Source organism: Plantactinospora sp. B24E8 (assembly GCF_039871735.1).
Lineage (GTDB): Bacteria > Actinomycetota > Actinomycetes > Mycobacteriales > Micromonosporaceae > Plantactinospora.
This window is the reverse complement of sequence record NZ_JBDPMH010000013.1, coordinates 44,998-65,106: the sequence shown is the minus strand read 5'-3', so window position 1 is coordinate 65,106 and position 20,109 is coordinate 44,998. Positions and strand designations below refer to the sequence as shown.

General features: G+C 72.7%; 15 protein-coding genes. All 15 read right to left on the bottom strand.

Annotated elements, in window-relative coordinates:
• Positions 1-45 precede the first annotated feature (45 nt).
• The 15 genes from mltG to ABGB21_RS19950 all read right to left on the bottom strand — a co-directional run bounded on the left by mltG (position 46) and on the right by ABGB21_RS19950 (position 20,058).
• Positions 46-1,248 (bottom strand): endolytic transglycosylase MltG, encoded by a 1,203-nt coding sequence (mltG, locus tag ABGB21_RS20020; protein WP_347655074.1) that lies wholly within the window; start codon positions 1,246-1,248, stop codon positions 46-48.
• Positions 1,245-1,706 (bottom strand): Holliday junction resolvase RuvX, encoded by a 462-nt coding sequence (gene ruvX, locus ABGB21_RS20015; RefSeq protein WP_347678945.1) that lies wholly within the window; start codon positions 1,704-1,706, stop codon positions 1,245-1,247. Before ruvX ends, mltG begins: the two co-directional genes overlap by 4 nt.
• Positions 1,707-1,875: 169 nt before the next feature.
• Positions 1,876-4,557 (bottom strand): alanine--tRNA ligase, encoded by a 2,682-nt coding sequence (gene alaS, locus ABGB21_RS20010; protein ID WP_347678943.1) that lies wholly within the window; start codon positions 4,555-4,557, stop codon positions 1,876-1,878.
• Complete coding sequence (locus ABGB21_RS20005; RefSeq protein ID WP_347655077.1) at positions 4,554-4,859, bottom strand: hypothetical protein; 306 nt, start codon at positions 4,857-4,859, stop codon at positions 4,554-4,556. The genes alaS and ABGB21_RS20005 overlap by 4 nt, the downstream gene beginning before the upstream one ends.
• 82 nt (positions 4,860-4,941) lie before the next feature.
• Complete coding sequence (locus ABGB21_RS20000; protein ID WP_347655078.1) at positions 4,942-5,412, bottom strand: DUF948 domain-containing protein; 471 nt, start codon at positions 5,410-5,412, stop codon at positions 4,942-4,944.
• A 143-nt stretch (positions 5,413-5,555) separates the two neighbouring features.
• A complete protein-coding gene (locus ABGB21_RS19995) occupies positions 5,556-6,233 on the bottom strand; it encodes a hypothetical protein (protein ID WP_347655079.1) in 678 nt (225 codons plus the stop codon).
• Between the two features lie 2,099 nt (positions 6,234-8,332).
• Positions 8,333-9,949 (bottom strand): replication-associated recombination protein A, encoded by a 1,617-nt coding sequence (locus ABGB21_RS19990; RefSeq protein WP_347655080.1) that lies wholly within the window; start codon positions 9,947-9,949, stop codon positions 8,333-8,335.
• 75 nt (positions 9,950-10,024) lie between these two features.
• Complete coding sequence (locus ABGB21_RS19985; protein ID WP_347655135.1) at positions 10,025-10,240, bottom strand: hypothetical protein; 216 nt, start codon at positions 10,238-10,240, stop codon at positions 10,025-10,027.
• 77 nt (positions 10,241-10,317) lie between these two features.
• A complete protein-coding gene (locus ABGB21_RS19980) occupies positions 10,318-11,622 on the bottom strand; it encodes an MFS transporter (RefSeq protein WP_347655081.1) in 1,305 nt (434 codons plus the stop codon).
• Positions 11,619-12,305 (bottom strand): helix-turn-helix domain-containing protein, encoded by a 687-nt coding sequence (locus tag ABGB21_RS19975; protein ID WP_347655082.1) that lies wholly within the window; start codon positions 12,303-12,305, stop codon positions 11,619-11,621. The genes ABGB21_RS19980 and ABGB21_RS19975 overlap by 4 nt, the downstream gene beginning before the upstream one ends.
• Positions 12,306-12,477: 172 nt before the next feature.
• Complete coding sequence (locus ABGB21_RS19970) at positions 12,478-13,503, bottom strand: hypothetical protein (RefSeq protein ID WP_347655083.1); 1,026 nt, start codon at positions 13,501-13,503, stop codon at positions 12,478-12,480.
• 658 nt (positions 13,504-14,161) lie between these two features.
• Positions 14,162-15,970 (bottom strand): aspartate--tRNA ligase, encoded by a 1,809-nt coding sequence (aspS, locus tag ABGB21_RS19965; RefSeq protein ID WP_347655084.1) that lies wholly within the window; start codon positions 15,968-15,970, stop codon positions 14,162-14,164.
• Positions 15,971-16,145: 175 nt separating this feature from the next.
• A complete protein-coding gene (locus tag ABGB21_RS19960; protein ID WP_347655085.1) occupies positions 16,146-18,662 on the bottom strand; it encodes an ABC transporter permease in 2,517 nt (838 codons plus the stop codon).
• On the bottom strand, positions 18,659-19,381 hold the full coding sequence (locus ABGB21_RS19955) for an ABC transporter ATP-binding protein (protein WP_347655086.1): 723 nt from the start codon (positions 19,379-19,381) through the stop codon (positions 18,659-18,661). The genes ABGB21_RS19960 and ABGB21_RS19955 overlap by 4 nt, the downstream gene beginning before the upstream one ends.
• Positions 19,378-20,058 (bottom strand): PadR family transcriptional regulator, encoded by a 681-nt coding sequence (locus ABGB21_RS19950; protein WP_347655087.1) that lies wholly within the window; start codon positions 20,056-20,058, stop codon positions 19,378-19,380. Before ABGB21_RS19950 ends, ABGB21_RS19955 begins: the two co-directional genes overlap by 4 nt.
• Between the last annotated feature and the right edge of the window lie 51 nt (positions 20,059-20,109).

Sequence of the window (20,109 nt, the reverse complement as noted above, 5' to 3'; positions counted from 1 at the left end):
GGGGCCGTCCGGTCGGACGGTCCCCCGCAAGCCTCCGCTCAGCGATCAGAGGACGCCGTTCTCGCGGGCCTTGGCCTCGTTGCGCAGCTGATCGTTGTAGTTGTCCGCGAACGCCGAGTTGCCGTCCTTGTCGATGGCGACGAAGTACAGCCAGTTGCCCTTCGGCGGATCCATCGCGCCCTCCAGGGCGTCCTTGCCCGGATTGTCGATCGGCGTCGGGGGCAGCCCGGCATGGGCGTGGGTGCTGTACGGGTTCTTTTCGTCGTACATCTCGTCCCGGTTGAGGTCCCCCGACTTCTTGGTCTCCTCCCCCGTCAGCTCCCAGTAGTAGTTGAGCGTCACGTCGAACTGGAGACAGTTGCAGGGAAAGTCCCCGTAGAGCCGGTTGTAGGCAACCCGGGAGATCTTGCCGAGGTCCTTCTTCACACCAGCCTCGGCCTGAGCCAACGACGCCACGATCAACGCCTCGTACGGGGTGATGCCACCACGCTTGGTCTCGACCGTCTTGACAAAGTCGATCTCCTCGGCGGTGTTGAGGAAGCCCTGCACCATCTTCTTGAGAACACCCTCGGCCGTGGAGTTCGGCGGGAAGTCGTAGGTGTCCGGGAAGAGGAAGCCCTCGATCGACTTGGTGGCCTTCTTGCCGTCGCTGCGCTTGAACCAGAAGTCCGGTACGCCGAGTTCCTCCGGGTCCTTCGCCGCCGCCTCGAAGTCCTTGATCGGAATCTTCGTGTGCTCGGAGAGCTTCTTGAAGATCCACTTGGCGGTGTGACCCTCCGGGATGGTGAGCAGGTTCGTCACCTTGTTCTTCGGGTCGAGCAGGGCGGTCAGCGCCAGGGCCGCACTCATCTCCTTGCGGACCTTGTAGAGACCCGGCTGGATGTTCTGGCTGCGGGAGTTCTCGTCGGCCGCCTCGATGAACGCCTTCGTGCTCTTGACGACACCGGCCTCGACCAGGGTGCCGGCGATCTGGGCCAGGCTCTCGCCCTCGGCGATCTGGATCCGGACCTCACCGCTGCCGTTGCCGTCGTAGTCCGGCGTGATGAAGTAGCCCTGGACCCGGTCGAAGCCGTACCAGCCGACCCCGCCGAGCACGCCCAGCAGGACAAAAGCCATCAGCAGCGCGGCCACCGTCCGGCCACGACTGCTCTTCCGCTTTTTCTTCTTCTTGCCGTTCCGCTTGCGCTGTGCGCCAGGCCGGTGCCGTCCCTTCTCCATGTCCTCGTCGAACGCGAAATCGTCGATCATCCCGTCCGCCTCCGCTGCCTCTCCAGCCAGCTCTGCAGAATCTCCACCGCGGCCGCCTGATCGACCACCGCCCGTTGACGCCGACCTCGGACGCCCCGCTCGGCCAGCCTACGAGACGCCACGACCGTCGACATCCTCTCATCCACGAGTTCCACCGGCACCGGTGCGACCGCCTCGGCCAGCCGCGTGGCGTACGCCTGCGCGTGTGCCGCCGCGGGTCCGTGCCCACCGGCCAGGTTCACCGGCAGACCGACCACCACCGTCACCACCTCGTGAAGTTCGACGAGTCGTGCGACTTCCGAGATATCGGTCGGCACCTGGTCCGTACCGGTCCGTACGTCCCGGGCCAGGGTGACCAGGGGGGTGGCGAGGATGCCGTCCGGATCGGAGAGCGCGATGCCCACCCGCACCTGGCCGACGTCCACGCCGAGTCGCACACCACGGGACCATTCGGTCATCCGAATCCTCCGCGTGGCCCGTCCGTCGGTAGGCCTGCCCCGCTGCGGGGGCGGGCCGTCGTGGCTGGAAATCCAACCACAACGGCCCAACCCCGGGCAACCGAACCCGGCGTGGCGCCACGGTCACCGGAGCACACCGTCACGACCGTCTCTCCCGGCGTATCCGGCATCAGGCCTCGGCCAGCGACTTCTCGACCGCGAGCAGCAACGCGGGCGCCTCGCCGGCCGGCAGTCCGCCGCCCTGCGCCAGGTCCGCGTTGCCGCCGCCCCGACCGGAGAGCGCACCCTTGACCAGGGTCGCCGCCGAGACACCCCGCTCCTTGGCGGCCGGGTTCACCGCGACCACCAACGACGCCTTGCCACCGGACCGGGCGGCCACCGCCACCACCGCCGGACGCGCCGGGTCGATCTTGCCCCGGATCTCCTGGGCGAGGGTACGCACGTCGTTGCCGGCCGCGCCCTCCGGCGCCTCGGTGCCGACGTAGGCGACACCCCGGATGTCCCGGGCCTGCTGGGCCAGGGCCGCCGCGCCGCCGAGCACCAGTTGCGCCCGGAGCTTCTCCAGCTCCCGCTCGGCGTCCCGCAGCTGGGCCACGGTCTGCTCCACCCGGTCCGCAACCTGCTCGCTCGGCACCCGGTACAGCTCGGCGAGCCGGGAGACCAGCAGGTGCTCCTTGGCCAGGAACCGGAACGCGTCGAGGCCGACCAGCGCCTCGACCCGGCGTACCCCGGAGCCGATCGACGACTCGGAGAGGATCTTGACCAGGCCGAGCTGCGCCGAACGGGCCACGTGCGTACCGCCGCACAGCTCACGGGCGTAGTCGCCGACCTCGACGACCCGCACCTCGTCGCCGTACTTCTCGCCGAACAGGGCCATCGCGCCGAGCCGGCGCGCCTCCTCCTGCGAGGTGATGAATGCCCGCACCTCCAGGTCGGCGAGAAGCACCTCGTTGATCTGCTGCTCGACGTCGGTGAGCACACTCGGCGCCACCCCGGTCGGGGTGTTGAAGTCGAACCGCAGCCGGCCCGGCGCGTTCAGCGAACCCGCCTGGGTCGCCGACTCGCCGAGGAAGTTCCGCATCGTCTGGTGCACGAGGTGGGTGGCGGTGTGCGAGCGGGAGATCGCCCGACGCCGGGTGATGTCGATCTCGGCCAGCCCGGCCTCGCCCCGGCGCACCTCGCCCCGGACCACCCGGGCCCGGTGCACGATCAGGCCCGGGATCGGCTGCTGCACGTCGAGCACCTCGACCTGCCCACCACCGACCGTGATCAGGCCGACGTCCGGCTGCTGGCCACCGCCCTCGGCGTAGAACGGGGTGGCGTCCAGCACCAGCTCGATCGTCTCCCCCTCACCGGCCGCCTCGACCGGGGTGCCACCGGTGCCGAGCAGCGCCCGTACCGCCGACTCCCGGGAGACCTCGGTGTAGCCGGTGAACTGGACCGGGCCACCCGCGTCGAGCACCGACCGGTACGCCGACAGGTCCACGTGCCCGGTCTTGCGTGCCTGCGCGTCCGCCTTGGCCCGGGCCCGCTGGTCGGCCATCAGCCGACGGAAGCCGTCCTCGTCGACCTGCAGCCCCTGCTCGGCGGCGATCTCCAGGGTCAGGTCGATCGGGAAGCCGTACGTGTCGTGCAGCTGGAACGCCTTGTCACCGGAGAGCCGGGCACCGCCCGCCGACCGGGTCTGCTCGATCGCGGTGTCCAGGATCGTCGTCCCCGCCCGCAGGGTGGAGAGGAACGCGTCCTCCTCCGCGTACGCGTACGACGAGATCCGGTCGAACTCCTCGGCCAGCTCCGGATAGGACGGGGACATGCAGTCCCGGGCCACCGGCAGCAGCTCGGGCAGGGCCCGCTCCTGCCAGCCGAGCAGCCGGATCGCCCGGATCGCCCGCCGCATGATCCGGCGCAGCACGTAGCCCCGGCCCTCGTTGGACGGGGTCACCCCGTCACCGATCAGCATCAGCGAGGTCCGCACGTGGTCGGCGATCACCCGCAGCCGTACGTCGTCCGGGTGCGACTCCGACGCGGCGTGCCCGGAGTGCGCGCCGTACCGCTTGCCGGTCAGTTCCGCCGCCCGGTCCAGGATCGGCCGCACCTCGTCGATCTCGTACAGGTTGTCGACACCCTGCAGGATCGAGGCCATCCGCTCCAGGCCCATGCCGGTGTCGATGTTCTTCGCCGGCAGCTCGCCGAGGATCCGGAACTCCTCCTTGCTGCGCACGTCGCCGATGTCGTACTGCATGAAGACGAGGTTCCAGAACTCGAGGTAGCGGTCCTCGTCGACCTCCGGGCCACCCTCGCGGCCGTAGGCCGGGCCACGGTCGTAGTAGAGCTCGGAACACGGGCCGGCCGGGCCGGGGATGCCCATCGACCAGAAGTTGTCCTTCTTGCCCCGCCGCACGATCCGCTCGGCCGGCACCCCGGTGCGGAGCCAGATCGCCTCGGCCTCGTCGTCGTCGAGGTAGACCGTCACCCAGATCCGCTCCGGGTCCAGCCCGAAGCCGCCCTGGTCCACCGACTTCGTCACCAGGTCCCAGGCGAACGGGATCGCCCCGGCCTTGAAGTAGTCACCGAAGGAGAAGTTGCCGTTCATCTGGAAGAACGTGCCGTGCCGGGAGGTCTTGCCGACCTCGTCGATGTCCGGCGTACGGATGCACTTCTGCACCGACACCGCCCGCTGGTACGGCGGCGTCTGCTGACCGAGGAAGTACGGTACGAACTGCACCATGCCGGCGTTGACGAACAACAGGTTCGGGTCGTTGATCGCCGGCAGCGGAGCGGACGGCACCACCGTGTGGCCGTTGGCCTCGAAGTGCGCCAGGTAGCGCCGCTTGACTTCCGCCGTTCTCATCTGGTGCCTTCCTCCGGAAATAGCTCACGGTCGCCGAGCCGGGGGTCTTCCCGCAGCTCGGCGAACTGGTCGTCGAACGCCACGCCCTCGGCGAACGCCTCATGGATCTGTTGCTCCCGCTCGGCCATGCCGTCGCGGACGTCGTCCGCGAAGTCCCGCAGCGCCTGGACCAGGCCACCGGCGGACTCGGTCAGCGAGTGGGCTATCCCGCCCGGGGTGTACGCCTGTGCCGTCCGGGTCACCTTGCGGACGACCAGCGCACCGACGGCGAGCCCGATGCCCAACCAGAGCAGTCGCTTCATGGCCCCATCCTCTCTCCGTGCCGGGGTGCCGCACCCGGCGGGTCCACCGCCGGCCACGGCTGGTCCAGGTGCGGGCCCCCGGTCACCGCCCGCCGCGCCGGCTGGCCCGACGCTGCTGCTTCAACGTGGCCCGGACCTCACGCTCGGTCTCGGCGTTGCGGCGGGCGGCGGCGGCCCGGCGCACGCCGTACCCGAACGCCGCGACCTTGACCAGTGGGTTCGCCGCGGCGGCGGAGATCACGGTGGCCAGGTTCGCGACGTTGGCGGTGACGTTCTGGGCGTGCCCGGTCATCGTGTCGATCTTGGCGAGCTGGATGTTGACCCCGTCGAGCGAGGTGTGCACCTGTCCCAGTGCCGTGTTCACGTTCTCGATGGTGACGTTCATGTTCGTGAGCAGTGGCGCCGTACGCTCGTTGATGTCGTTGATCGTCCGGGTCGCCGCGTCGACGGTCCGGCCCAACTTCCAGATCGGCCTGGCCATCACCAGCACCAGCATCAGGAACGCCCCGGCCGCGACGAGCGCGGCGATCTGGCCGATCTCTCCAGCGTCCACCCGTGTCCTCCTCCATGCACCGTCTCGAAACGCGCGACCGTCTCACTCGGACACCGGCGGGTCACCGCTTCACCACGGCCACCCGCCGGAACGCCCATCGGAGTATCAACCGCCAACCCTACCGTCGGTGACGACCGCCGGCCTCACGACGGGGTCGCCGTGGGAATCAGGTCGTCCGGCAACGGCAGGTCGGGGTCGACACCGGGCAGTGACGGCGCCGGGTTCGGCTTCGGGCCGAGCCGGTCGTCCGCGATCGCGTTGCGTACCTTGATCGAGATCCTTGACCCCTGGCAGTCCTCGCCCGTGGTGCCGCCGGCCGCCGGATCGCCGGGCTCGGCGCCCTCCACCGGTGGCACCTCCGGGGACTCGCCCGGCAGCACCTCCGGACAGGCTGGTGGGCGGACCCAGAGGTCGAGGGTCAGCTCGTCCCGCCGCCAGCAGCTGTAGTGCTGGTTCTCCACCGGCTGCTCCGGGCAGAGCGCCACCTTCCAGGGCTGCCAGCCCTCGCCGGTCAACGCGGACTCGTAGGTCCGGGCGGTCTCCTCCCAGGGCCGGTCGGACGCCATGGTCCGTTCCCGGAACCGACACTCGAGCAGGCACCACCGGCTGCCGCTGACCCCGTCCACGATGTCCTGCTCGGCCCAGGTGGGCACGGCCAGGGCGTCCAGGGAGTTGAAGACGGGGTCCCGGGTCGCGGCCCGGACGCCGAAGTACGTCGGCAGTGCGCCGAGCACCAGCAGGCTCGCCAGCAGCAGGGCGATGGTCCGCAACCGACGTTGCTCGCGGATCTGGTTACGCAGCTCCGACCGGGTACCCGGCACCGGCTCCGACGCGTCGGACGTGCTGCCGGACCGATCCTCGGGATGACCGGGCTCGTCCGGCCGCCCGACACTTGGCCCGGTCCGCGGCTCGACAGCGTCCGGTCGGGCGACCCCGGCCACCGGGCCGGGGCCGCCCGACGGAGATTCGCCCGGCGGTACGGCCACACCGGCCCGTGCCGGAGCACCCGGCGGCGGTACCGCCACACCCCCGCGCGCCGGAGCACCCGGCGGCGGTACGGCCGCACCGGCCCGTGCCAGAGCACCCGGCGGCACGGCGGCGCCCCTGGCGGCCGTGGCCGGACCGGGCCGGTCCGACGGCAACGGCGGTTGCGGTGGCCCGACCTGACCCGGTGCCTGCCGGGACTCGGGCCCGGGACGGCCACCTTCCCCCGGTGCTCCCGTGGGCTGTCCGGAAACCGGGCGGGCCCGGCCCGGAGTCATCGGCGCCCGGGCCGCGGCGGCGGGACGGCCAGCCTCCACCGGACCGGTCGGACCGTCAGGACCGCCAGGCCAGGGACCCGCCCCATGCGGAGTGGGCGGAACCGGTGCGGCGCCCGCTCGTACCCCACCGACCGGCGGCGGCCCGTCGACTCGCGGTCCGGCGTCCGCCGGGGTCACCTCCCCCTGTCGGCCCGGCACCACCGGCAGTCCGCCACTGTGCCGGCCGACCGGACCGGGGCCGGCCGGACGGAGGACGGACGGGGGTTCGGCACCGGGCCGGACCCGCGGGCCCCGAGGTGGCGCGACGGCGCCGTCACCCGGCGACGCCTCGTGCCGCCCGCCGCCGTGTCGGATGCCCGGTCGTTCCGCGTCGAGCCCCGGAGCAGCCGTCGACGCATGGGTCGCCGGCGGCACCCCCGGCTCCTGGCTCGCCGGAATGACACCGGTTGCCGGATCACCGAGCGGCGATCCGGGCGGGCCGGCGACACCGGGACCGAAGCCACCGGCCGGAACGATCGGTCGGCCGCGCTCCGGCCGCCCCGCCGGCCGGAACCGGTCCGCCAGTGAAGCGGCGTGGCCAGGTCGGGTCTCGTCAGCGGCACCGGCGGGCCGTAGCGGCGGCGCACCGGGTACGACACCGGACGCTCGGACACCGGGTACGGCCTGCGCGCCCGGTGTCACGGGCGCACCGGGACCAGGCGTGACGCCGGACGGCTGGACACCCGACCTGGGCATGCCTGCCGGGTCGGCCGGCCCTGGGCCGCCGGCGGCCGGGCGGGCGACGCCGGGCCGGGCCGGCGCCGCCGGCGGGCCCGAGACGCCGGGCAGCGGCGGCGCGTTGCCCGACGCGGGGACGACAACGTCGCCGGGCGACGGCGGTTGGCTGTGCCGCCCTCCCCCGGTCGGCGTCGCCGCGGGCGTCGGAGGGTCGTGTCGACCACCGGACCGGTCCTCGGGCCGGGTTCCCGCCGACCGGGGTCCCGGTGGTGGCTCAACCGGTCCGGCCCCGTGGCGGGGCTGGTGGATCCCGCCGGTCGGCGGCTCGGCACCCGGGTCGGTACCCGGTCGACCGTCGGGTCGGGGGCCGGTCGGCGCGGTCCGCTGGTCCGCCGTGCCCCGCTCCACCGGGACCCCCGGCCACGGGCCGGGGCGCACCGGGCCGGCGGAAGGTGGCACGGCCGCCGACGGGGCGCCCGTGATGCCCCCCGGAGGAGGGCCGGCCGGCGGACCGCCCGGGCGGTCCGGATGCTCGGCGGGGCCGATCGGGGAGCCCGGAGGCGCCGGTGGGAAGACCGGGGCGGTCCGGCCACCCGGGGTGGCCGGATCCGACGGATCCATCCGGCCCGGCGGAGGTTCGGTCCCGCCGGCCGCCGGCTCCACCCGACCGGGCGACGGGTCCGAGAGTTCCGCCAGGGCACGGTCCCGGGCACTGTTCGACAACCCCTCCGGCGGCGCGGCGGGGATCCCGTCACCCGGGCCGATCGCCGAACGCTGTTCCTTGGCGGTACGCAGGTCGGCGATCCAGCCGAGCTCCTCGCCGCTCACCTCGGGCTGCTCGGGCGCCTCCTCCGACTTGCCCCGGCCCCAGCGGCGCCCCTTGCCCCGTGGGTCCCGCCGCTCGTCGTGGCCGTCCTCGCCCGGGTCCGAACCGCGCGATCTCACTGGTCTGCCTCCCCGACCGACGTTCCGCCGTTGTCCTGCGCCACTCTGTCGTCCCCGATCCCGTCCACCGGCCGGCCGTTCGAGGTGGTGTCCCCGGTACGCCCGTTCTGGTCCGTCCTCGTCGCGGCCGCATCCGGTCCGCCTGCCGTACCGCCGCCGTTGCCGGGCGCCGGGCCGCCCCCGGATGTCGGACCGCCCCCGCCGCCGTTGCCGGGCGCCGGGCCGCCGGAGGGTGGCGCGGCCTGACCCCGGACGATCCGGCGGAGCAACGGCAGCCGGGTGCTCACCGCGCGCTCGGCACCGTGTCCGGTCGGTTGGTAGTAGTCCACCCCGACCAGGTCGTCCGGCGCGTACTGCTGGGTCACCACACCCCGGTGGTCGTCGTGCGGATAGCGGTAGCCGATGCCGTGCCCGAGCCCCCGCGAACCCGAGTAGTGCGCGTCGCGCAACGCCCGGGGCACCGAACCACCACGGCCGGCCCGTACGTCGGCGATCGCGGCCCCGATCGCGGTGGTCGTCGAGTTCGACTTGGGTGCGGTGGCCATGTGGATCACCGCCTGGGCGAGGTTGAGCTGCGCCTCGGGCAGGCCGACGTACTCCACCGCGTGGGCGGCCGCGGTCGCCACACTCAACGCGCTCGGATCGGCCATGCCGACGTCCTCACTGGCGAAGATCACGATCCGGCGGGCGATGAACCGGGGATCCTCCCCGGCCACCAGCATCCGGGCCAGCCAGTGCACCGCGGCATCCACATCGGAGCCCCGCATGCTCTTGATGAACGCGCTGGTGACGTCGTAGTGGGCGTCGCCGTCCCGGTCGTAGCGCACCGCCGCCACGTCGACCGCCTGTTCGGCGGTGGCCAGGTCGATCACCGTACCGCCGAGTGCCGTCGCCGAGCCCGCGGCCGCCTCCAGCGCGGTCAACGCCTTGCGTACGTCACCGCCGGCCAGGCGTACCAGGTGGTCCTCGGCGTCCGGTGCCAGGGTGAGCGCGCCGGCGAGGCCGCGCTCGTCGGCGGTCGCGCGGCGCAGCAGGCCGCGGACGGCGTCGTCGGTGAGCGGTTGCAGGGTGAGCAGCACACAGCGGGACAACAGCGGCGAGATGACCGAGAAGTACGGGTTCTCGGTGGTGGCCGCCAACAGGGTCACCGTCCGGTCCTCGACCGCCGCCAGCAGCGAGTCCTGCTGGGTCTTGCTGAACCGGTGCACCTCGTCGATGAAGAGCACGGTCGGCGGGCCGCCGGCCCGGCGCTCCCGGCGAGCCGTGTCGATCACCGCACGGACGTCCTTCACCCCGGCGGAGAGCGCGGACATCGCCACGAAACGCCGCTCGGTGGCCCCGGCGACCAGGTGCGCGATCGTCGTCTTGCCGCTGCCCGGCGGCCCCCAGAGAATCACCGACATCGGCGCCGCGCCGGTGACCAGTTGACGCAGCGGCGAACCCGGCGCCAGCAGATGGTCCTGCCCGACCAGCTCGTCGAGGCTGGTCGGACGCATCCGGACCGGCAACGGCGCGTCGACGGCCGGTACGGTGAATCCAGCGACGCCGGTCCCGGTCGACGCGGCAGACCCGCCACCGGGATCGACAAGCGAGAATAGGCCGTCGGACTCCATCACGAAGACACTACCGGCCCGGTTTCCGGTGCCGGAAATGCACCGATGACCGGGCCGGTCGTCACGGGGTACGGATCAGCCGCGACCAGGACGGCGGCCCCGGTACCACCGTCCGCCACCGCCCGCGGCGCCCGGACCCCGGCCCACCCCGGCCAGGTAGAGCGCGAGACAGAGCAGGCCGATCACCAGCAGGGTGTGGACGTTGAACAGGTCCGGCGCGCCGAGGTCGGAGTCGAGAAGGTCGAGCAGCAGGGCAAAGCCGAAGACGCCGGCGGCGACGTAGGCGAGCATGTTTTCCTCCCGGTGGGGGTCCCAGTAGGTCGGCCAGGTTGTACCCACCGCCGTCACCGGCCAATCCCGGCCGGGGGTCAACCGGCCGGACCTGGCGCAACCGCCGGCGTGGGTGTCGAAACGCCGTCCGGGTCGGCAGAGTCGGCGGACCGTCGTCCGGCCAGCCAGGCGGGCAGGTAGAGCGGCGCGGCTACCGCGAGCACCACGGCACCGACCACCATCGCGGTACCGACCGAGGTCGCCGCGGCGAGGGCGGTCAGCAGCACCCCGCCGAGCGCGGCCGCGGGCTGGGCCATCATCGAGTTCAGCGAGATGGCGCTGTTGCGGTACGGTCCGTCCACCTGGCGGTGCAGCAGTCCCATGTGCAGCGGGTTCGACGCCCCGTGGATCGCGTAACAGAGCAGGTAGGCGGCGATGATTCCGGCCGGGCCGGCGAGCAGCGCCATGCCGACCACGGTGGCGCCCTGCAGGACCCGCAGCAGTCCCGCGGCCAACGGCGCCCCCAGCCAGCGGGCGACATAGGTGATCAGTGCCGCCCCGCCGGCCGAGGCCAGCCAGGCCGCCGAACCGGTGGGGCCGAGCAGCGCCGCCGCCCGGTCCGGGTCACCGACCACCTCGGAGAGCCGTACCGGCAGCAGTGTCTCGAAGGTGACCATGCCGAATCCCCAGAACAGTTCCACCGCGACCAGGGCGAGGACGATCCGGGACCGGCGCAGCAGTCCGAACGCGCCGCCGATCGCCGTCGGCACGGCACGTACCGAGGTGCGCAGCGTGGCGGCGCCACCCGGTGGGCGTACCTCGACCAGGAGCAGCAGCAGGGCGACCAGTGCGACGACCTCCAGCAGCACGGCCACCAGCACCGGCACGGTGAGGGCACTGAACGGGCCGATCGGGCCGAGGGCCACCAGGCCACCGGCGAGCAGCGCTCCGGCCGCGATGCAGACGCCGAGCACCACTCCCCCGGCGTGGAGGCCGCGCTCGTACTCGGTCTCCGGATCGGCGGCCAGCATGGCGTCGACGTACCAGGATTCGAGCGGACCACTGTCCAACGCCCGGAAGATCCCCTGCAGTACGAAGAGCAGGAAGAACAGGACGAAGGAGTCGGCGAGGACGAGGAGCACCAGCGAGCCGAGGTTGATCAGGGTCGCGGTGACCAGTACCGGTTTGCGCCCCAGCGCGTCGGCGAAGCCACCGGTCGGCAACTCCAGGGCCAGCACCACCAGGCCCTGGGCGGCGGCGACCAGCCCGACCTGCGGCAGGGTGAGGCCCCGTTCGAGCAGCAGCAGGGTGATCACCGGGATCAGCAGGCCGATCGGCAGCCAGCGCAGGCCGTGCAGAATCAGGTAGCGGCGCCTGACCTGGACGGCGGTCAAGGTGCTCACGGCGCCTCCTCCTCGGCGTGGTGGCCGTCGGGTCGGGGTGCGGTGAGTGGCATCGGGCCACGGACCGGGAAGGCGTGCAGATAGAGCAGTACGCGCTCGGTCCCGTTCGGTTCCCCGGTCCCGTCCTTCTCCGCGAGGTTGTCCGGGTCCATCGAGACGAGGCTGTGCCGGTAGCGGTCCAGGACGGCGTGCAACTCGTCGGAGAGTTGCCGGAACTGCCCAGGGGTGAGCCGGAACAGGAAGTCCGAGAAGCCGGCTGTGTCCCGCCACTCGGTCGGGAAGTCGTGCTGGTTTTCCAGCCAGCGCTCGGTTTGGTCGGCGTGGACCCGCAGGGCGTACCGGAACAGCCAGTCGGCCGCCGCACGGGCGTCCGGATGCTGGTCGAAGTCGCTGTTCCGCCAGTGGCTGACCTGGTGCGCCGCCCGCCACCACCGCTGCCGGCCGGTGCCCCGCTCGGCCTCCTCCTCGACGAGCCCGGCGTCGGCGAGCTGGCGGAGGTGGTAGCTGGTGGCGCCGGTGTTCGTGCCGAGCTCCTGGGCGAGCCGGGTCGCGGTGGCCGGGCCCTCGCTGCGCAACGTGGCGAGGAGTCGGGCCCGGAGCGGATGAGCCAGCACCCGGATCTGGGCGGTGTCGAGGTGGACCTGGGACGGTTCAGGGTCGAGGGGCGGCGGGGAGGCGGACATATGATGCACAGTAATTGTGCACAGAGCTTGTGCACAAGTTCTGTGCAGAGAAATTATGCGAGCGGCTCCCGTGCCGCAGGGCAGCAAAGAGCCCGCCCCGGCCGCACGCGGCGGTCGGGGCGGGCTCGGTGTTCGCTGTGTCCTGGAGCGAACCGGCGCCGGGGCGCGGCGGTCAGCCGGGGAAGTCGCCCGGGTCCACGTCGCTGGTACGGGCGTTGCCGCCCGCCGTCGGTGTCAGCGTGATCGTCCAGATCGTGTACTGCGAGGAGGTGGTACTGAACTTGAAACTGTCCTCGAAGCGCTGGAAGTTGCAGTCCCGCCCGAACGCCTTGGCCTTGCCGTCCCAGTCCTTGCCACCGGTCATGTAGATCCGGTACGTGCCGTCACGGACACCGCCGACCGTGATCTTGCCCTTGGCCCGGACGTAGACGCTGATCGCCGCGCTCTTGGACCCGTTCCGGACGACGTTGATGACCGCGTCGGTGCTGCCACCGTTCTCGATCTTCAGCTCGCCGAGCCCGCTCCGGTTCCGCTTGAGGAACTTGCCGTTGCTGAGCCGCCGGTTGGTGTCCGAGGTCTTCTTCGGTACGAACTTCCCCACCTGGTACGCCTGCGCCGGATCCGCGGTCGCGAGCGCCTGCTGCGCGGCGCGCACGTCCTCCGCGGCGGCCTCACGGCTGAGCCGGGCAAGCGCTGAGTAGCCGAGGCACACCTCACCGGCCCCGGCCGCCGACCCGGTCTCGGCCAGCGAGTCGCTCAGGCCCTCCAGCCCGCTGAGCAGGTCGGCGTGCGCGGTGGCGACGTTCGGCGGCGGCACGACCCGGCTCAACGCCTCGATCTGCTGCTCGATGGCGGACTCGATGCCGTCGACCGCCGACCCGACCGCCTTGGGGTTCTTCGCCCCACCGAGCTTGCCGAAGGCGTCGCCGACCGACTTGTCGACCGACGCCAGCAGGGCCTGGTACTCCGGTGGGCTCATCGGTGCGGCACTGGGCGACGCCCCGCCGGCCGGACCCGAACCCGCCGTGTTCTTGGGGTCGCCGGAGTCACGGTTCAACCAGAGCAGCACCGGCACCGCCAGGACGACCAGCAGCACGACCGCGACCGCCCCGCCGACGATGGCGAGAATCTTCCCCCTGCCCGAGCCGCCCGACGGCGCCGGTACGGGCGGGTACGGCCCGAACGGGGCGGGGCCCATCGGCGGACCGGACGCCGGCGGACCCGACATCGGCGGCCCACCGTACGCCCCAGCCGGCGGACCCGACATCGGCGGCGCGCCATACGGTCCAGCCGGCGGACCCGACATCGGCGGCGCGCCATACGGTCCAGCCGGCGGACCCGACATCGGCGCACCATACGGTCCGGCTGGCGGACCGGACGCCGGCGGAGCCGACATCGGCGGCGCGCCATACGGTCCGGCCGGCGGGCCGGACGCCGGCGGCACCGCGCCGAACGGGGTGGTCGGTGGCACCGGGGTGGGCGGCGGCGCGCCGAACGCGGTGGTCGGCGGCACCGCACCGGCGGGCCCGGGGACGAGCCGGACCTGGAGGTAGGCGTCCCGCGGCGACTCGCCGGGCGCCGTCACCGGGCCGAGCCCCGGCAGCTGCAGAACCGCCCCGTCGGTCATGCCGGCCGGAATCCGGACCGGCACACTCTGTCCCGACCACGGCAGGGTGACGGTCCGGACGGTCTCGGACCCCACCTCACTCGGATCTATATCAATGATCAAATCAGGAGTCGGCGCCATGCTCCGAGTATGCGTGGCGGTGGCAACCCCATTCCCGATGGGTCCCCGGCGATATTCGGCCGGAGACCCATCGGGTGTCGAATCAGTGGAAACCGACCCGAACCACCGGTCAGGAGGGTTCGACCGGAGCCGCGACCCCGGCGGTGCCGCCATGTGCCGGAGCCGTCGGCTTCGGCTTGGCGTCGATCCCGGCCTCGGCCCGCTGCTGCCCGGTGATCGGGGTCGGGGCACCGGTCAGCGGGTCGAAGCCGCCCCGGGTCTTCGGGAACGCGATCACCTCACGGATCGACTCCGCACCGGCGAGCAGCATGCAGACCCGGTCCCAGCCGAAGGCGATACCGCCGTGCGGCGGCGGGCCGTACTTGAACGCCTCCAACAGGAAGCCGAACTTGTCCGTCGCCTCGTCCGGGGTGATCCCGAGCAGGTCGAAGACCCGCCGCTGCACGTCGCCCCGGTGGATACGGATCGAGCCGCCGCCGATCTCGTTCCCGTTGCAGACGATGTCGTACGCGTAGGCGAGCGCCCGGTCCGGCGCCTCCTCGAACCGGTCCACCCACTCGGCGTTCGGTGAGGTGAACGGGTGGTGCACGGCGGTCCAGCCGCCTTCGTCCGTCTTCTCGAACATCGGCGCGTCGACCACCCAGCAGAACGCCCAGGCGCTCTCGTCGACCAGGTCGGCCCGCTTGGCGATCTCGATCCGGGCCGCGCCGAGCAGTTCCTGCGCCTCCCGGGTGTTGGCGCTGGCGGCGAAGAAGATCGCGTCACCGGGCTTGGCCCCGACCACGTCGGCCAGCCCGCCCAGGTGCTCCGCCGACAGGTTCTTCGCCACCGGTCCCCGGGCCTCGCCGGTCTCGGCGTCGAGCACCACGTACGCCAGACCGCGGGCGCCGCGCGCCTTGGCCCAGTCCTGCCAGCCGTCGAGTTCCTTACGGCTCTGCACGGCCCCGCCCGGCATCACCACCGCGCCGACATAGCCGCCGGCGTCGATCGCCCCGGCGAAGACCCGGAACTCGGTGCCGCGCAGGTAGTCGGTCAGCTCGGTCAGCTCGACCCCGTACCGCAGGTCGGGCTTGTCGGAGCCGTACCGGGCCATCGCGTCGTGCCAGGTGATCCGGGGAATCGGCCGGCTGATCTCGTGTCCGGCGAGCTCGCGCCAGAGGGTGGCGACGATCTCCTCACCGAGGTCGATCACGTCGTCCTGGGTGACGAACGACATCTCGATGTCGAGCTGGGTGAACTCCGGCTGCCGGTCGGCCCGGAAGTCCTCGTCCCGGTAGCAGCGGGCGATCTGGTAGTACCGCTCCATGCCGCCGACCATCAGCAACTGCTTGAACAGCTGCGGCGACTGCGGCAGGGCGTACCAGGTGCCGGGCTGCAGACGTACCGGGACCAGGAAGTCGCGGGCACCCTCCGGCGTCGACCGGGTCAGGGTCGGGGTCTCGATCTCGAGGAAGTCGCGGTCGTGCAGCACGGTCCGGGCGAGCTGGTTGGCCTTCGACCGCAGCCGCATCGCCTTCGCCGGCCCGCTGCGCCGCAGGTCCAGGTAGCGGTACTTGAGTCGGACGTCGTCACCGGCCTCGACCTGGTCGTCGACCGGCAGCGGCAGCGGGGCCGCCTCGGAGAGGATCTCCAGTCGGTCGACCGTCACCTCGATCTCGCCGGTGACCAGCTCGGGGTTGTCGTTGCCCTCGGGGCGACGGGTCACCTCACCGGTGACCTGGACGCAGTATTCGTTGCGCAGCGCGTGCGCCGCCGCCATCCCCTCGCGGAACACCACCTGGACCACGCCCGAGGAGTCGCGCAGGTCGACGAAGATCACGCCGCCGTGGTCCCGCCGCCGGGCTACCCAGCCGGCGAGGGTCACCGTGCTGCCGGCATGCGTCGCGCGCAGGGTGCCGGCGTCATGGGTACGGATCACGACAAGTGTCTCCTCACGTGGTACGGGCGTCCGGGAACCGGGCGGTCTGCCCCGACATTCTGTCAGGGCCACCCGATGCTCCCGGCAGCCCACCCGGCCCGCCCTCGGGTGGAGCAGGCCGGCACGGCCGCGCCGGGCCCCGGCGGTTCGGCCCGGCACGGCCGGGTGGGACGGTTCAACCGGCCCGGCGCGGCGGCACCGGCCGACTCCGCGTCAACGTGCCGGCAAGCACGGTCGCCACCAGCGGTGGAACGACCAGGATCAGCAGCAACGACAGCCACGGGGTACGCCAGTGCGCGCCGGTGTGGAACGCGACGTACCCGGCGGCCGGGCCGAGACCGGCGAGCAGCCCGAGCGGCGTACCGAGGCCGACGACCACCGCGGCCTGCGCGGCGGTGATCCCGCGCCGTACCCGGGGACCGGCACCGACCGCGGTCATCGTGGCGAGATCGTCGCGCAGCTCGGACATGGTGAGTCCGACGGCAACCCCGCTCGCCAGCACCGTCACCATCCCACTGACCACCCCGAGCAGCCAGAACATGGTCCGGCTCTCGGTCGGCCCGGTCCGGACCCGGGCCGGCTCGACCAGCATCGGGGTCGCCGGGACCGGTTCGGCGGCGAGCTGCGCGCGGAGCAGCGCGGTGGTCGCGGCGGCGACTTCGTCCGGTCGGGGCATCCGGGTGGTGTCCACCAGCAGGTCTCCGGGCGTCACGGTGAGCCCGGCCCGTCGTGCGGTGGCCTCGGAGACGAGCACCCCGGGCAGGTCCCGGAAGTACTCGCCGCGCACCGCCACCACCGCCGGTACGGTGACCGGCCCCGGTACGCCCAGCGCGATCGCCACCCGTCCGTCGGCGGCGAGGACGTCGTTGAAGAGCACCGCTCCCCCGCCGCCCAGCGCGTCGAGTTCGGCGGGGCTCGGCTCCCGGCCGGTGACCGCCCGGATCGTCTCGGCGCCGCCGACCGCGATCCGGATCTGGTCGCCGGCCACCCCCATCGGCGTCAACCCGGGCAGGGGGTTGAAGACGCTGCCCGGTGGGACGTCCGGGTCGCTGGCCACCCGAAGCGCGACGGCGCTCCGGGTGGGCAGGGTGGCGGCGAGGCGCGCGATCCCGTCCGCGCCGAGTACGGTCGCGGCCTCGGCGGGCAGCAGCACCTGTCCGTCCCGGGCGTCGCGCCAGACCGCCGCCGCCTCGCCGCGGGCGGCGCCGACCAGTCCCAGGGCCACGCTCCCGGCGACCGCGGCACCGACCGCCGCCACCGCCGCCCCGGTGCGCAACCGGTGCCGGGCGGCGTGCCGGAGCGCGAGCCGCCCGGCGACCGGCAGCAGCGGTGCGACCCGACCGACCACCCGGACCAACGCGGGTGCGGCGGCGGCGACCCCGAGCGGCAACAGCAGACCGCCGACCGCGATCAGTTCGCTCCGTCCGTCCGGGTGCGCCGACCGGAGCAGGATCACCGCGCCGACGCCGAGCAGTACCAGGCCGACCGCCAGCCAGCCCAGATCTGCCCGGGACCGGTCCCGTTGACCGCCGAGTTCGGCCCGGACCGGGTTCCGGGAGACGGACCTGGCCGGCAGGTACGCGGCGGCCATGCCGACCAGGATGGTCACCGCCGCCACCCCGACCACAGACCAGACCGGTACGACAATGTTCCGCAGCGGATGGTCGGAGATCCGCTCGATGACCGGCGCGGCCACCAGCAGGGTGCCCAGCCCGAGCAGCGTGGCGGTCCCGGCCGCGACCGTCCCGAGCAGCAACCCGCCGGCCAGCACGACCCGGCCCACCTGTCGGGGGCTGGCGCCGGCCGCCGCGATCAGGGCGAGTTCCCGGCGCTGCCGTCGGGCGCCGACCAGGAACGCCGCGCCGACGAGCAGCCCCACCTGTGTCGCGGCGAAGCTGACCACCAGTGTCGCGGCGGTCGCCTGGATCGCCAGGTACTCCGCGGTCGGTGTCCGGGTGGCGCGGTCGATGATGCTGAACTCGATGCCGAGCGGGACGATCTCCCCGTCCGGCCCGATCTCGTGCCGCGCTCCGGGCGGCGGCCCCGGCCAGCCCACCCCGTCGGGCAGGTCGACCAGCAGGCTCCGGGTGACCCCGCCGGACAGCGGCGCGTCGGCCGGTACGACCAGCGCGGGCAGCCGCAGTGACCGACTCAGGTCGACGATGCCGACCACGGTCAGCGGACGCAGCGGCAGTCCTGCCTCGATCCGGTCGCCGACCGTGACGTCGAGCTGCTCCGCGAGGGTGCGGGTCAGCGCCACCTCGGTGGCCGCCCGGGGCGCGACGCCGGCTCGGACGACGTACCTGCCGTGGTTGAGCGGGTCGGTCGGATCCGTCGCCTCGTACTCGTAGCTGGTCAGTGCACCGTCGGGAGCGGCGACCACGGTCCGGCCGGTGCCGTGCGGGGCGGTCCGGCCACCGGCGGGTACGAGGTCGGCCAGCGTCTCCAGGTCCGGCTGACCCGCCGACAGCACGAGGTCGGCGGTACCCATCTTGAAGCCGGCGTCCCGGTCCAGGGTGCCCAGGTTGGCCCAGCAGGCCAGCAACACGGTCGCGGCGTAGGCGGGCAGGAACAGCATCGACAGGATCAGTACGCTGCGCCCACGGTGGCGGCGTGCCGACCGTCCGGCGATCCGCAGCGCGGTACGCCACGAGCCGGTGAACTCGCCGGTCATGCCCGTCCGCCCGGTCATGCCCGTCCGCCGAGGAGTTGGTCCGGGGTGGCCCGGGGACCGGTGGAGTCGATCAGCCGACCGTCGCGGAGGAAGATGGTGCGGTCGGCCCAGCCGGCGTACCGGGGCTCGTGGGTGACCAGCACTCCGGCGGCGCCCGCGTCGACGTGGGCCCGGAGCACCTCGAGCACCGCCTCACCGGTTTCCGAGTCGAGCGCGCCGGTCGGCTCGTCGGCGAGGACGAGCCGCCGCTGGCCGATCAGTGCCCGGGCGATCGCGATCCGCTGCTGCTGTCCACCGGAGAGCTGGTCGGGAAAACGGTGGGCCAGTTCGCCGAGGCCGACCCGGGCCAGCGCGGCGATCGCCTCCCGACGGGCAGCCCGGGGGCGTACTCCGGCGAGTTCGCGGGGCAGTGCGACGTTCTCGGCGGCGGTGAGGTCGTTGACCAGGTTGTAGTCCTGGAAGACGTAGCCGATGCGGTCCCGGCGCAGTCGGGCCAGCGCGACGGCGGCCAGATCGGTGAGCGCGGTCCCCTCGACCTCCACGGCGCCCCGGGTGGGAGTGTCGAGACCGCCGGCCAGGGCCAGCAGGGTTGACTTGCCGGAGCCGGATGGTCCCATCACCGCGACCAGTTCGCCCGCCTCGACGTCGAAACTCACCCCGTCCAGCGCCCGTACGTCGGAGTCGCCGGAGCGGTAGGTCCGGCTCACTCCGGTGAACCGCAGCACGACGTCGGTCATCGGACCGGCTCGGTTCCGTCGGTGGCGGGCGTTCGGTGCTCGGCGGACGCGGCGCCGCCACCGGTGACCGCCCCGCCGACGGAGCCGGTGGCGGGACCGGTGGCGTCGGGCGTGGCCGGCCGGGCTGCCCTGCCGGCCGTCCGCGTGCGTCGCTGCCGGCGCAGCATGGTGGCCTCCACGTGGTCGAGCCAGCGGATCTCGCTCTCCAGTCCGAAGACCAGGTGGTCGAGCAGGAGCAACCAGGCGATGTCGTCGCCGTCCCGGTCGGCGTTGCGCCGCAGGTCGGTGAAGTCCCGCATCTGCCGCATCGACTCGGTGCGCTGCGCCTGGACGACGGCGGCCACGTCGACGTCCGGGGTGGCCGCCGCCATGGCGAGTTTGATCGCCAGTTCGCTGCGCGGCCGGTCGGTGTCGGTGACCGGGGTGGCGAACCATTCCGCCAGCGCGCTCCGGCCGGCGTCGGTCATGGCGTAGACGGTGCGCCCCTCGTCGTTGGTGCCCACCTCGGCGACCAGGCCGTCCCGGTCGAGCCGTTCGAGGGTGGTGTAGAGCTGGCCGACGTTCAGCGCCCAGGTGCCGCCGGTCCGCGCGTCGAACTCGGTTCTCAGTTGGTAGCCGTACTTGGGACCGTCGGCGAAGAGGGCGAGCAGTCCCCAGCGCACTGCGTTTCGTTGCATGCCGAGGAACTTACTCGACAAGTACTTACTGAGTAAATAACCACCGCCGAC